Below are 13,371 nucleotides of genomic sequence, written 5' to 3'. Positions count from 1 at the left end.
CTACCGCGACGGCGAACAGGTCGCACGCCAGACCGATATCGCCGTGGCACTGCTTCATCGCGTTCGCCAGGTCATCGGCATAACGCGGCATAGCCGCTGCTTTGAGCAGCAGTGAAGGATTGGTGGTGGCGTCCACCGGTTTCAGGCGAGCAATGGCGTCGATGTCGCCTGTATCGGCGACGACAGTGGTGAACTGCTTGAGTTGTTCCAGCTTGGAAGTCATGTAAGAGGGGCTCCGTCCTGTGAGTGGCATGACCTTACCCGAGCCAGTCAGCCCGCTCAACGAGCGGGTGGACCCGGATGCGCCTGGCCTTTGATTCAGATGCCGGGGTTGCGTTCCTTGAACGTGGAGCGTCAGTGCCCTTCGAGCAGCCCCACCGCCTGATCGAGCAGCGCAAGGGGGTTGCTCGTCTTGTGGATGTCCACCGAGAGCAGCTGACGGAAGCGCCGCGCGCCGGGAAAGCCCTGGCCCAAACCGAGCACATGACGGGTGATGTGATGCATCGCGCCACCGTCGCTCAAGTGGTGCTCAATGTAGGGTCGCATATTGCGTAGAGCCTGTGCCCGGCTGATCACCGGCGCTTCGCTACCGAACAGCTCCCGGTCGACGCGGGCCAGCAGATAGGGGTTGTGGTAGGCCTCGCGCCCTAGCATGACGCCATCGAAGGTTTCTAGGTGCGCGCGGCACTCCTCCAGCGTCTTGATGCCGCCGTTGAGGATGATCTCGAGGTCCGGGAAGTCCTTCTTCAGCTGCGCGGCGATGTCGTAACGCAATGGCGGCACCTCACGGTTCTGCTTCGGTGACAGCCCTTCGAGGATTGCTATGCGCGCGTGCACGGTGAAACTGCGGCATCCGGCGTCGCGAACCTGACCGACGAAATCGCACAGCTCGGCATAGCTGTCGCGCCCGTTGATGCCAATGCGGTGCTTGACGGTGACCTCGACGCCCACTGTATCGCGCATTGCCTTTACGCAATCAGCCACCAGTGACGGGTGGCCCATCAGGCAGGCGCCGATCATGTTGTTCTGCACCCGATCGCTGGGGCAGCCGACGTTGAGGTTAACCTCGTCATAACCCGCGGCTTCGGCGAGCTTGGCGCAGGCTGCCAGATCGCTCGGCACGCTGCCGCCGAGCTGCAGCGCCAGCGGGTGTTCACACTCGTCGTGGCCCAGAAAGCGCGAGGCGTCGCCATGCAGCAGTGCGCCGGTCGTCACCATCTCGGTGTAGAGCAGGGTGTGCTGCGACAACTGCCGGGCAAAGTAGCGAAAGCGGCGGTCCGTCCAGTCCATCATGGGTGCGACGGAGAACTTTCTACTTGCAACAGACTGATTCGAACGAGGACTTTGCACTATCGGGCCGGATAACTTGGAGAGTCGGTGCAGGCGCACACGAGCGGTAAATGGGGGCGGCATTATACAGGATGCTGCCCATGGGCCAGCCCGGCTTGCAAGCCTGTCGTCCGGTCCGGAACAGCGGCGGCTGCCTTTTCCAGGTGCCCGTCTTGCGGTCCGCCAAAAACCGTGCGGTCACCGAACGACGGGGTGTCGTTCGTTGGTCGAATCTCCTATGCTCGAACGAAGCGATAGTCTTGACGCAGATCAAGCCTGAAAATGCATGTGCGTGGCAGGAATCGCCGCCGGCGTCGTTGACGATGGACCGGCCGACTATAAGAACAATGCGAGTGCCTGGTGATGGAACGACTGCTGAACGAAAAAAGCAGGATCTTCGAGCATGCCGATCCGCATGCCGTTTCGGACTACGTCAATCAGCACGTGGGGGCGCACTGCATTCGTCTGCCGCGCACCGGCAGTCCGCAAGCCAGCCTCAGTCATTGCAAGTTCGGCAAGCTTGACCTGTGCCAGATCAGTTATGGCGGCAGCGTTCACGTCACTTCGCCGGCGCTCGAGACCATCTACCACCTGCAGCTGCTGCAGCGCGGCCATTGCCTGTGGCGCGGCCGGGGCCAGGAGCACTATTTCACCCCGGCGAGCTGCTGCTGATCAATCCGGACGATCCGGTCGACCTGACCTATTCGGATGACTGCGAAAAGCTCATCGTCAAGCTGCCGGCTTCCTTTCTGGAGAAGGCCTGTGGCGAGAACCAGTGGCAGGCTCCGGCGGAGGGGATTCGCTTCGGCAGCAACCGCCACGCGCTCAGCGAACTCGATGGGTTTGGCAGCCTGCTTGGATTGATCTGCCAGGAGGCGGGGTCCGAGCAGAGCATTCCGCAGATTCAGGAGCAGTACAGCCGGATCATCGCCAGCAAGTTGCTCTGCAGCCTGGCCAGCAACATCCGCCGCGATCCGTTTGGCGACAGTTGCCCGTCCTTCGGGCGGATTGCCGACTATATAGATGAGCATCTGAAGCGTGAAATTTCTGTCGAACAGCTGGCCGAGTTGGCCAACATGAGCCTGCGCTCGCTCTATCTGTTGTTCGAACGCAAGGTCGGCACCACGCCGAAGTCCTATATCCGCCAGCGCAAGCTGGAGCAGATCCATGGCCGGCTAAGCGATCCTTCGGCCAAGGTGCGCAACATCACCGAAATCGCCATGGACTACGGCTTCATGCACCTGGGGCGTTTCTCGGAAAGCTACAAGAGCACCTTCGGCGAGCTACCTTCGGATACGTTGCGCCGCCATCACTGAGTCCCCTTGAGTCGCTGCCGGTCCGACGGAAGCGGCTCTTTTTTCCTTCCCTGCCTCTGCGCATTCGCTGCTCGTCACCCCGTGTGATGCGCGGGTGTGTTCCTGCGTGCCTGCGTCAATCTGTCCGCTTGTGCTTTGCAGAAAACGGATAAAGGTCCTGCAGGAAACGGATATTGATCCCTCTCCCCGCGCCGTAGCCTTCATCACGTAGACACAATAACAATGGAGGCCCCGGCCATGTCCCTGGGATTCGACTACCTTGATTCGCTGCTAGAAGAAGATAAAGAGAAGGGCGTCTTTCGCTGCAAGCGCGAGATGTTCACCGATCCTCGGTTGTTCGATCTGGAGATGAAACACATCTTCGAGGGCAACTGGCTGTACCTCGCTCACGAGAGCCAGATCCCCGAGAAGAACGACTACTACACCACCCAGATGGGTCGTCAGCCGATCTTCATCGCCCGCAACAAGGATGGCGAGCTCAACGCCTTCATCAATGCCTGCAGTCATCGTGGTGCCATGCTGTGCCGCTTCAAGAGCGGCAACAAGGCGACCTATACCTGTCCATTCCATGGCTGGACGTTCAATAACTCGGGCAAGCTGCTGAAGGTCAAGGACCCCAAGGAAGCTGGCTACCCGGATAGCTTCAACTGCGACGGCTCCCACGACCTGAAGAAGGTCGCGCGCTTCGAGTCCTATCGCGGCTTCCTGTTCGGCAGCCTGCGTGAGGACGTGGCGCCGCTGGAAGACTTCCTCGGCGAATCGAAGAAGATCATTGATATGGTTGTCGACCAGTCGCCGGACGGCATCGAAGTGCTACGCGGCTCGTCCACCTATGTCTATGAAGGCAACTGGAAGCTGCAGGCCGAAAACGGCGCCGACGGCTACCACGTCACCGCCGTGCACTGGAACTACGCCGCCACCCAGCAGCAGCGCAAGCTGAAAGAGGCCGGTGACGACATCCGCGCCATGAGCGCCGGCGGTTGGGGCAAGAAGGGCGGTGGTTTCTACTCGTTCGAGAACGGCCACCTGCTGCTCTGGACCCGCTGGGACAACCCGGAAGACCGTCCGCTGTATGCCCGCCGTGACGAGATGATCACCGAGTTCGGCCAGGCGCGGACCGACTGGATGATCGAGAACTCGCGCAACCTCTGCCTCTACCCGAACCTGTACCTGATGGACCAGTTCGGCTCGCAGCTGCGCATCGCCAAGCCGATCTCCGTCGACAAGACCGAAGTCACCATCTACTGCATCGCCCCCAAGGGCGAAAGCGCAGAAGCCCGTGCCCGCCGCATCCGCCAGTACGAAGACTTCTTCAACGTCAGCGGCATGGCCACGCCGGACGACCTGGAAGAATTCCGCGCCTGCCAGCAGGGCTTTGCCGGTAGGGCGATGGAATGGAACGACATGTCCCGCGGAGCCAAGCACTGGATCGACGGCGCCGATGAAGGTGCGCAGGAGATCGACCTGCACCCGCAGATGAGCGGCATGCGCACGGAGGATGAAGGCCTGTTTGTGCTGCAACATCATTATTGGCAGCAGCAGATGATCAAGGGGCTCAAGGAAGAGCAGGACCAACTGATCCACGTGGAGGGCGCGTGATGACTCTCTCGTACGAAACCGCGCGCGACTTCCTCTACCGCGAAGCGCGCTACCTGGATGACAAGGACTGGGACGCCTGGCTCGAACTGTACGCGCCAGACGCCACCTTCTGGATGCCCGCCTGGGATGACCGCGACCAGCTGACCCAGGACCCGATGACCGAAATTTCGCTGATCTGGTACGGCAACCGCAGTGGCCTGGAAGACCGGGTGTTCCGCATCCGCACCGAGCGTTCTAGCGCGACCATTCCGGATACCCGCACGAGCCACAGCATCAGCAACCTCGAGCTGCTCGAGCAGGCCGATGGCGTCTGCAAGCTGCGCTTCAACTGGCACACGATGAGCTTTCGCTACAAGACGGTCGACCACTTCTACGGCACCAGCTTCTACACCTTCGATACGCGCGGCGAGAACCCGCTGATCAAGGCCAAGAAGGTCGTGCTGAAGAACGACTACATCCGCCAGATGATCGATGTGTACCACCTCTGAGGGCGCCGCCATGACCTACAACATCGCACTGAACTTCGAAGACGGCGTCACCCGTTTCATCGACGCCAACTTAGGCGAAACCGTCGCCGATGCCGCCTACCGCCAGGGCATCAACGTCCCGCTGGATTGCCGTGACGGCGCCTGCGGGGCCTGCAAATGCTTTGCCGAGAGCGGCCGCTACGACCTCGGCGAAGAATACATCGAGGATGCGTTGAGCGAAGCCGAAGCCGAGCAGGGTTACGTGCTGACCTGCCAGATGCGCGCCGAGAGTGACTGCGTGATTCGTGTGCCGGCCGCTTCGGACATCTGCAAGACCCAGCAGGCCAACTACCAGGCTGCCATCAGCAATGTGCGCCAGCTCTCCGAGAGCACCATCGCACTGTCGATCAAGGGCGAATCGCTGAACCAGCTGGCCTTCCTGCCTGGGCAGTACGTCAACCTGCAGGTGCCCGGCAGCGACCAGACCCGCGCCTATTCCTTCAGCTCGTTGCAGAAGGACGGCGAGGTCAGCTTCCTGATCCGCAACGTGCCGGGCGGCTTGATGAGCAGCTTTCTGACCAACCTCGCCAAGGCTGGCGACAGCGTCAACCTGGCCGGCCCGCTTGGCGCCTTCTATCTGCGCGAAATCAAGCGGCCGCTGTTGTTGCTGGCCGGCGGCACCGGCCTCGCGCCGTTCACCGCGATGCTGGAGAAGATCGCCGAGCAGGGTAGCGAGCATCCGCTGCACCTGATCTACGGGGTCACCCACGACCACGACCTGGTGGAGATGGAGAAGCTCGAGGCCTTCGCTGCGCGCATCCCAAACTTCACCTACAGCGCCTGCGTCGCCAGCCCGGACAGCGCCTATCCGCAGAAGGGCTACGTGACCCAGCACATCGAGCCCGGGCACCTCAACGACGGTGAAGTGGACATCTACCTCTGCGGCCCGCCACCGATGGTCGAGGCGGTCAGCGGGTTCATTCGTGAGCAGGGGCTGGAGCCGGCGAATTTCTATTACGAGAAGTTTGCCGCCAGCGCCTGACAGCCAACCGTAGGGTGGGCAACTGCGCCGCATTGCCCACCGAATCCCTCGCCATTCCAGAGGTTGGGTAGATGAACACACGTTTTCAGAACAAGGTCGCCGTGATCACCGGGGCGGCCCAGGGTATCGGTCGGCGTGTTGCCGAGCGCATGGGCGAAGAGGGTGCCCGGCTGTTGCTGGTCGACCGCTCCGAGCTGGTCCACGAACTGGCCGATGAGCTGGGGGCGAATGGCGTCGAGGTGCTGACGCTCACCGCCGATCTCGAGCAATTTGCCGACTGCCATCGCGTCATGGCCGCGGCGAAGGCGCGCTTCGGTCGCCTCGACATCCTCGTCAATAACGTCGGCGGCACCATCTGGGCCAAGCCCTTCGAGCATTACCTGGAACATGAGATCGAGGCCGAAGTGCGTCGCTCGCTGTTCCCCACGCTGTGGTGTTGTCACGCCGCGCTGCCGCACATGCTGGAGCAGGGCGCGGGCGCCATCGTCAACGTCTCCTCGATTGCCACGCGCAGCCTGAATCGCGTGCCCTATGGCTCGGCCAAGGGCGGGGTGAATGCGCTGACTGCGTGCCTGGCCTTCGAGAACGCCCAGCGCGGCATTCGCGTCAACGCCACCGCGCCGGGCGGCACCGAGGCGCCGCCGCGGCGCATTCCGCGCAACAGTGCCGAGCAGACTGAGCAGGAAAAGCTCTGGTACCAGCAGATCGTCGATCAGACCGTCGATTCAACCCTGATGAAGCGCTACGGGACGATCGACGAGCAGGCCGGCGCGATCCTTTTCCTGGCATCGGACGACGCGTCCTACATCACCGGCGTGACCCTGCCGGTGGGTGGTGGCGATCTCGGCTGAATCACATAAACCGGCCTGACCGGACAACGCCAAGGCACCTCGGCGGCGCGGTGATTCACCGCTGCGGCCGACCGCGACTAACAAAAACAATAGAGAGTCTTGCCATGCGAAAAGTAGATGTTCACGAAATAATCGATAACGCGCGCTTCAGCCGCTTCCATTGGCTCGTCGTGTGCCTCTGCGCACTGCTGCTGATCTTCGACGGCTACGACCTGTTCATCTATGGCGTAGTGCTGCCGGTGATCATGAAGGAATGGGGGCTGACCCCGCTGGAAGCTGGTGCCCTGGGTAGTTACGCGCTGTTCGGGATGATGTTCGGCGCGTTGGTCTTCGGCACCCTGGCTGACCGCATCGGTCGCAAGAAAGGCATTGCCATCTGCTTCGTACTGTTCAGCGGCGCCACCGTGCTCAATGGCTTCGCCAGCACACCGACCGAGTTCGGCATCTTCCGCTTTCTCGCCGGCCTCGGCTGCGGCGGGTTGATGCCCAATGTAGTGGCGCTGATGAATGAATACGCGCCGAAGAAACTGCGTAGCACGCTGGTGGCGGTCATGTTCAGCGGCTACTCGCTGGGCGGCATGCTGTCGGCCGGCCTCGGAATCTACATGCTGCCGCGCTTCGGCTGGGAAGCGATGTTCTTCGCTGCTGCCGTGCCGCTGTTGCTGTTGCCATTGATTCTCTGGTATCTGCCGGAATCGGTGGGTTTCTTGGTTCGTCAGGGGCGAGGTGAACAGGCCCGGGCGCTGCTGAACAAGGTCGACCCAAGCCACCAGCTGACAGCGGACGACGAACTGGTGATGACCGACGTGAAGGGCAAGAGCGCTTCGGTGCTTGAGCTGTTTCGCGACGGTCGTGGCGTGCGCACCTTCTCCCTGTGGCTGGCGTTCTTTTGCTGCCTGCTGATGGTTTACGCGCTGGGTTCATGGCTGCCGAAACTGATGGCCAACGCCGGTTACAGCCTGGGCTCCAGCCTGTCCTTCCTGCTGGCGCTGAACTTTGGCGGGATGGCTGGCGCGATTCTCGGTGGCTGGCTGGGCGATCGCTACAACCTGTCCAAGGTGGTGGTGGTGTTCTTCTCGGTGTCGGTGGTTTCGATCAGCCTGTTGGGCTTCAAGACGCCGATGCCAGTGCTCTACACCCTGATCTTCATCGCCGGCGCCACCGTGATCGGCACGCAGATCCTGCTTTACGCAACCGCCGCGCAGTTCTACGGCCTGTCGATCCGCTCCACCGGTCTCGGCTGGGCTTCGGGTATCGGCCGCAACGGCGCCATCGTCGGCCCGCTGCTGGGTGGTGCGCTGCTGGGCATCAACCTGCCGCTGCAGCTCAACTTCATGGCCTTCGCCGTGCCGGGCGTCGTCGCCGCACTGGCCATGACTGCCTTCGCCATCTCCAGCAAGCGCAGCCCGGAAGCCGCACCAATCGTGCTGTCGGCGGCCAAGGCGTGAACCCTGACATTGGTAAATCGGATATCCATATGAGCCCCATCCTGATCGAAAGCATCCAGGCAATCGTCGTCGACCTGCCGACCATTCGCCCGCACAAGCTGGCGATGCACACCATGCAGCAGCAAACGCTGGTGATTATCCGTGTGCAGTGCAGCGACGGCATTGAAGGCATCGGCGAGTCGACCACCATCGGTGGGCTGGCCTACGGCAACGAGAGCCCGGAGAGCATCAAGCAGAACATCGACAGCCACCTCGGCCCGCTGCTGGTGGGCCAGGATGCAGCGAATATCAACACGGCCATGCTGCGGCTGGACAAGGCCGCCAAGGGCAATACGTTCGCCAAGTCCGGCCTGGAAAGCGCGCTGCTGGACGCTCAGGGAAAGCGCCTCGGCCTACCGGTCAGCGAGCTCCTTGGCGGCCGCGTGCGCGACAGCCTGGAAGTCGCCTGGACCCTGGCCAGCGGTGACACTGCGAGAGACATCGAGGAGGCCGAGCGCATGCTCGATATCCGCCGCCATCGCATCTTCAAGCTGAAGATCGGCGCTGGCGAAGTGAATGCCGACCTCAAGCACGTCATCGCCATCAAGCAGGCCCTCGGCGAGCGCGCCAGTGTGCGCGTCGACGTCAACCAGGCGTGGGACGAGTCGGTAGCGCTGCGTGCCTGTCGCATCCTCGGCGACAACGGCATCGACCTGATCGAACAGCCAATCTCGCGGATCAACCGCGGCGGACAGATCAGGCTCAACCAGCGCAGCCCGGCACCGATCATGGCCGACGAATCCATCGAGAGCGTCGAAGATGCCTTCAGCCTGGCCGCCGACGGCGCCGCAAGCATCTTCGCCCTGAAGATCGCCAAGAACGGCGGCCCGCGTGCCGTATTGCGCACCGCGCAGATCGCCGAGGCAGCCGGTATCGCGCTGTATGGCGGCACCATGCTCGAAGGCGCCATCGGCACCCTGGCCTCGGCGCATGCCTTCGTCACCCTCAATAAGTTGACCTGGGGCACCGAGCTGTTCGGCCCGCTGCTGCTCACCGAAGAAATCGTCGCCGAGCCGCCGGTCTACCGCGACTTCCATCTGGAAGTGCCGCGCACGCCGGGCCTTGGCCTGACCCTCGATGAAGAGCGCCTCGCGTTCTTCGCCCGCAAGTAAGAGGAGAACCCGAGATGCTCTTCCACGTGAAGATGATCGTGAAGCTGCCGGTCGACATGGACTCGGCCAAGGCCGCCAAGCTCAAGGCGGACGAGAAGGATCTGGCCCAGGGCCTGATGCGCGCAGGCAAGTGGCGCCACCTGTGGCGCATCGCCGGGCAGTACGCCAACTACAGCGTATTCGATGTCGCCAGCGTGCAGGAACTGCACGACACCCTGATGCAGCTGCCGCTGTTCCCCTACCTGGAAATCGAGGTCAGTCCGCTGTGCCGTCACCCGTCCTCGATTCGTGAGGACGACAGCTGATCGATTCTTCGGACCAGGCGATGCCCGGTCAGTTAACCCGTGTCACCACAATTACAAAATGAGGCCTGAGCCATGACTGTAAAAATCTCCCACTCCGATCACGTGCAGACCTTCTTCAAGGAAGCCAGCGGCTTCAACAATGACGAAGGCAGCAGCCGCATGAAGACGGTGATCAACCGCATCCTGGTCGACACCGCGAAGATCGTCGAAGACCTGGAAATCACCCAGGACGAGTTCTGGAAGGCGGTGGATTACCTCAATCGCCTCGGCGGTCGTCATGAGGCCGGCCTGCTGATCGCCGGTCTGGGGCTGGAGCATTACCTCGACCTGCTGCAGGACGCCAAGGACGAGCAGGAAGGCCTCACCGGCGGCACGCCGCGCACCATCGAAGGCCCGCTGTACGTCGCGGGTGCGCCGATCGCCCAGGGCGTGACGCGCATGGACGACGGCAGCGAAGATGGCGTCGCCACCCCGATGTTCCTGCAGGGTCGCGTCACCGGCCCGGACGGCAAGCCACTTGCCGGTGCGGTAGTCGACCTTTGGCACGCCAACACTAAGGGCAACTACTCCTATTTCGACAAGAGCCAGTCCGACTACAACCTGCGTCGCCGCATCGTGACCGACGAGAACGGCTGTTACCGCGCGCGCAGCATTGTGCCTTCCGGCTACGGCTGCTCGCCCGACGGCCCGACCCAAGAGGTGCTCGACACCCTCGGTCGCCACGGTCAGCGTCCGGCGCACATCCACTTCTTCATCTCCGCGCCGGGCCATCGCCATCTGACTACCCAGATCAACCTGGCCGGCGACAAGTACCTGTGGGACGACTTCGCTTACGCAACTCGCGACGGGCTGGTCGGTGACATTCGTTTCATTGATGACGCCGAAGCCGCACGCAGCCGCGGCGTGCAAGGCCGCTTCGCCGAGATCGACTTCGACTTCCAGCTGCAGAAAGCGCCCGCGCCGAAGGCCGAACAGCGCAGCTCGCGTCCGCGGGCTTTGCAGGAGGCGTAAGGCAGGCATGTCGGCGCCAGCCACGGATGGCTCTGCCGCGCCAACAATTAATGCGGTGCGGCGTGTCCCGCTGCGTTGTCGAGCCACTGAAACGATACACCTACAACAAGAGCCGTCCGGACACTGTCACGGATAGCCAGGCCTGACTTGCGAGGCTTCATGAAGACGCTACTCAGAGACTGTTCGCTTTCTGCCGTGGTCGCGGGATTCATCGCGACGGTGATTTCGTACGCCGGCCCCCTGGTGATCATCTTCCAGGCAGCCAAGGCGGGTGGGTTGCCCCAAGACGTACTGTCGTCATGGGTCTGGACGATCTCCATCGGCAGCGGCGTGCTCGGCATTCTGCTAAGCCTGCGCTACAAAGTGCCGATCATCATTGCCTGGTCCGCGCCGGGCTCGGCGCTGCTGGTCACCATGCTGCCCGACATCACGCTGAATGAGGCTGTCGGCGCCTATGTCGTCACCAGCGTGGTGGTGCTGTTGGTGGGCCTATCAGGTGCATTCGACCGCATCATCAACCGCCTGCCGGCCGCGATTGCCGCAGGCATGCTCGCGGGGATCCTGTTCCGCTTCGGGACTGGCCTGTTCATCTCCATAAAGGAACAGCCCTGGCTGGTGCTGGCGATGTTCGCCACCTATCTGGCGTTTAAGCGGGCCTTGCCTCGCTACGCGGTGCTCGCGGTGCTGGTTGTCGGCGTAACGATCACCGTCGCCTCTGGCGAATTGCAAAGCGAGGCCCTGGTGATCGGCTTGGCGACGCCGACTTGGATCGCCCCCGAGTTCAGTTGGCAGGTGATGCTGAATATCGCCTTTCCGCTGGTGATGGTGGCGCTGACCGGGCAATTCGTTCCGGGCATGGCTGTTCTACGCAACGACGGCTACAGCACGCCGGCCAGCCCGTTGATCAGCAGCAGCGCATTGGGTTCGTTGCTGCTGGCGCCCTTCGGTTGCCACGGGCTGAACCTTGCTGCAATCACGGCGGCGATCTGCACGGGCCGGGAAGCTCACGAGAATCCGGCGAAGCGTTACGTTGCGGGCGTATCGGGCGGTGTCTTCTATCTGCTGCTCGGGGTATTCGGCGCGACGCTGGTCTCCATCTTCACCGCGTTTCCCCCGGCTCTGATCGCAGCCCTGGCCGGTCTGGCACTACTGGCCGCAATTGGCGGCGCGCTGAGTGCCGCGATGGCAATGCCCGCAGACCGTGAGGCTGCCTTGATCACCTTTCTGGTGACGGCATCCGGTATGTCGTTCCTCGACCTGTCCGCGGCGTTCTGGGGGCTGATCTTCGGCATTGCTGCCCATCTCTTCTTGAAGCTTCGCCCCGTAGCGGCAAATCCCGCGGAGGAGCGACAGCCGGCCCGCTGACTTCGATTTTCGCGGCGCGACAACCGAGTAACCCAACACGTAGTCCTCCCCGGCACCACGCCGGAGAGGTGGCTGCGTGCATCCAGAAAACAACAACAAGAGACGAATACCATGCAGAAACGATCAATCTCGAGACTTGCTCTGACCATTGCTGCCGCTTCCGCCGTGCAGTACGTGCATGCCGAGGCCGGTGGGTTCATGGAGGATGCGACTGCCGCGCTACAGGCACGCAACTACTACTTCAGCCGCGACTTCTCGGATATCGAGGGGCCAAATCAGCAGTCGAAGGCGGAGGAGTGGGGGCAGGGATTCATTCTCAACTTCAAGTCCGGCTATACGCAGGGCACGGTTGGGGTAGGCGTCGATGCAATCGGGATGCTGGGAGTAAAGCTCGACAGCAGTCTTGATCGGGCGGGGACGGGGCTCTTGCCGGTGGCTGGTGATGGCCGGGGAGCGGATGATTACAGCCGTCTGGGTGCTGCGCTGAAAGTGCGAGTCTCGAGCACTGAATTGCGGATTGGCGAGCTACAGCCAAATCTCCCGGTGTTGACCTTCAGCGACATTCGCCTGCTACCGCCTACTTATCAGGGCGTCAGTTTCGTTTCCAACGAGATCGCCGGCCTTACCTTGCATGGTGGACACCTGCGCTCGACGAGCCTTCGCAATGAAGCCGGTGATGACCAGATGCGTGCGATGCTGGGCCGCACCCCGCAAGCGGGGTTCAGCGATGCATTCAACTATGCTGGCGGCGATTATGCGTTCAACGCCAAGCGCACGTCGCTGAGTGCCTGGTACGCTCAGCTTGAAGACATATATAACCAGCGCTTCCTCGGTCTGAAGCACAGCGAGCCACTGGGCAGTTGGACGCTTGGCGCCAACCTGGGCTTCTATGACTCGCAGGAAGATGGCAGCAAGCTTGCGGGAGAGATTGATAATCGGGCGTTCTATTCGCTGCTATCTGCCAGGCAAGGCGGCCACACATTCTATGTCGGCTACCAGGCAATGTTCGGGGACAGCGCGTTTCCTCGGGTTTTCGCCAACGTAACGCCGCTCGGCAACGAGGTGCCAACCTACGAGTTCGCAGAAAAGGATGAGCGTTCCTGGCAGGCGCGGTACGACTACGATTTCGCCGCGGTCGGCGTTCCGGGCCTAGTTGCAACGGTGCGCTATATCGCAAGCGATAACGTCGATACGGATCGGGGCTTCGAGGGTACCGCTCATGAACGCGACCTGGACATCAGCTATACGATTCAGAGCGGTCCGTTGAAGAACGTCGGCATTCGTATCCGCAATGTTGCAGCACGCTCTAACTACCGCAGTGACATTGATGAGAACCGGTTAATCCTCAGCTATGCATTGGCGCTGTTCTGAGTAGCAGATCGCCACCATGGCAGACATAGGAGGGGGCAGCCAGAGAAATCTGGCCTAAGTGGAAATAAACGGTTGACGTTGATTTTCAGGCTCCTATAATGCGCACCACTTCCGGC

General features: G+C 62.0%; 12 protein-coding genes and 1 pseudogene. 11 read left to right on the top strand and 2 right to left on the bottom strand.

The genetic code is table 11. The features are described from left to right. Together RT582_RS14885 and dusA are read right to left on the bottom strand one after the other, a co-directional pair. Positions 1-223 (bottom strand): transaldolase family protein (locus tag RT582_RS14885; RefSeq protein ID WP_313478185.1); only part of this gene is annotated, 223 nt, incomplete at its 3' end. Between the two features lie 131 nt (positions 224-354). Further along, complete coding sequence (gene dusA, locus RT582_RS14880; protein ID WP_376785689.1) at positions 355-1,350, bottom strand: tRNA dihydrouridine(20/20a) synthase DusA; 996 nt, start codon at positions 1,348-1,350, stop codon at positions 355-357. Positions 1,351-1,692: 342 nt separating this feature from the next. On the opposite strand from dusA, the pseudogene RT582_RS14875 reads away from it, so the two are divergent. The 11 genes and pseudogenes from RT582_RS14875 (at position 1,693) to RT582_RS14825 (ending at position 13,255) form a co-directional block, all read left to right on the top strand. Next, positions 1,693-2,645 (top strand): annotated as a pseudogene (locus RT582_RS14875) (AraC family transcriptional regulator). A 237-nt stretch (positions 2,646-2,882) separates the two neighbouring features. Continuing rightward, positions 2,883-4,244 carry a benzoate 1,2-dioxygenase large subunit gene (gene benA / locus RT582_RS14870; RefSeq protein WP_102833111.1) on the top strand — a complete coding sequence of 454 codons (1,362 nt, stop codon included), beginning with the start codon at positions 2,883-2,885 and terminating at the stop codon, positions 4,242-4,244. Continuing rightward, positions 4,244-4,732 carry a benzoate 1,2-dioxygenase small subunit gene (gene benB, locus RT582_RS14865; RefSeq protein ID WP_313478308.1) on the top strand — a complete coding sequence of 163 codons (489 nt, stop codon included), beginning with the start codon at positions 4,244-4,246 and terminating at the stop codon, positions 4,730-4,732. The genes benA and benB overlap by 1 nt, the downstream gene beginning before the upstream one ends. 10 nt (positions 4,733-4,742) lie before the next feature. Further along, complete coding sequence (gene benC / locus RT582_RS14860) at positions 4,743-5,753, top strand: benzoate 1,2-dioxygenase electron transfer component BenC (RefSeq protein ID WP_313478180.1); 1,011 nt, start codon at positions 4,743-4,745, stop codon at positions 5,751-5,753. A 71-nt stretch (positions 5,754-5,824) separates the two neighbouring features. Beyond that, on the top strand, positions 5,825-6,604 hold the full coding sequence (locus tag RT582_RS14855; protein WP_313478178.1) for a 1,6-dihydroxycyclohexa-2,4-diene-1-carboxylate dehydrogenase: 780 nt from the start codon (positions 5,825-5,827) through the stop codon (positions 6,602-6,604). A 104-nt stretch (positions 6,605-6,708) separates the two neighbouring features. Further along, positions 6,709-8,052, top strand: coding sequence for an MFS transporter (locus tag RT582_RS14850; protein WP_313478175.1), 1,344 nt, complete (start codon positions 6,709-6,711; stop codon positions 8,050-8,052). A 29-nt stretch (positions 8,053-8,081) separates the two neighbouring features. Continuing rightward, the gene (locus RT582_RS14845; RefSeq protein ID WP_313478171.1) at positions 8,082-9,203 is read left to right on the top strand and encodes a muconate cycloisomerase family protein; all 1,122 of its coding nucleotides are present in this window, start codon (positions 8,082-8,084) and stop codon (positions 9,201-9,203) included. Between the two features lie 14 nt (positions 9,204-9,217). Then, on the top strand, positions 9,218-9,508 hold the full coding sequence (gene catC, locus RT582_RS14840) for a muconolactone Delta-isomerase (RefSeq protein WP_313478169.1): 291 nt from the start codon (positions 9,218-9,220) through the stop codon (positions 9,506-9,508). Positions 9,509-9,580: 72 nt separating this feature from the next. Further along, positions 9,581-10,519 carry a catechol 1,2-dioxygenase gene (catA, locus tag RT582_RS14835; protein ID WP_313478166.1) on the top strand — a complete coding sequence of 313 codons (939 nt, stop codon included), beginning with the start codon at positions 9,581-9,583 and terminating at the stop codon, positions 10,517-10,519. Positions 10,520-10,678: 159 nt separating this feature from the next. Beyond that, complete coding sequence (locus RT582_RS14830) at positions 10,679-11,884, top strand: benzoate/H(+) symporter BenE family transporter (RefSeq protein ID WP_313478164.1); 1,206 nt, start codon at positions 10,679-10,681, stop codon at positions 11,882-11,884. Positions 11,885-11,995: 111 nt separating this feature from the next. After that, entirely contained in the window at positions 11,996-13,255 is a 1,260-nt protein-coding gene (locus tag RT582_RS14825; RefSeq protein WP_376785688.1) for an OprD family porin, read from the top strand. Positions 13,256-13,371 lie beyond the last annotated feature (116 nt).

This window comes from Stutzerimonas kunmingensis, assembly GCF_032106285.1.
In the GTDB taxonomy this organism is placed as follows: Bacteria; Pseudomonadota; Gammaproteobacteria; order Pseudomonadales; family Pseudomonadaceae; genus Stutzerimonas; species Stutzerimonas kunmingensis_B.
The sequence above is the reverse complement of the archived record's forward strand: the minus strand, read 5'-3'. Positions and strand labels throughout refer to the sequence as shown.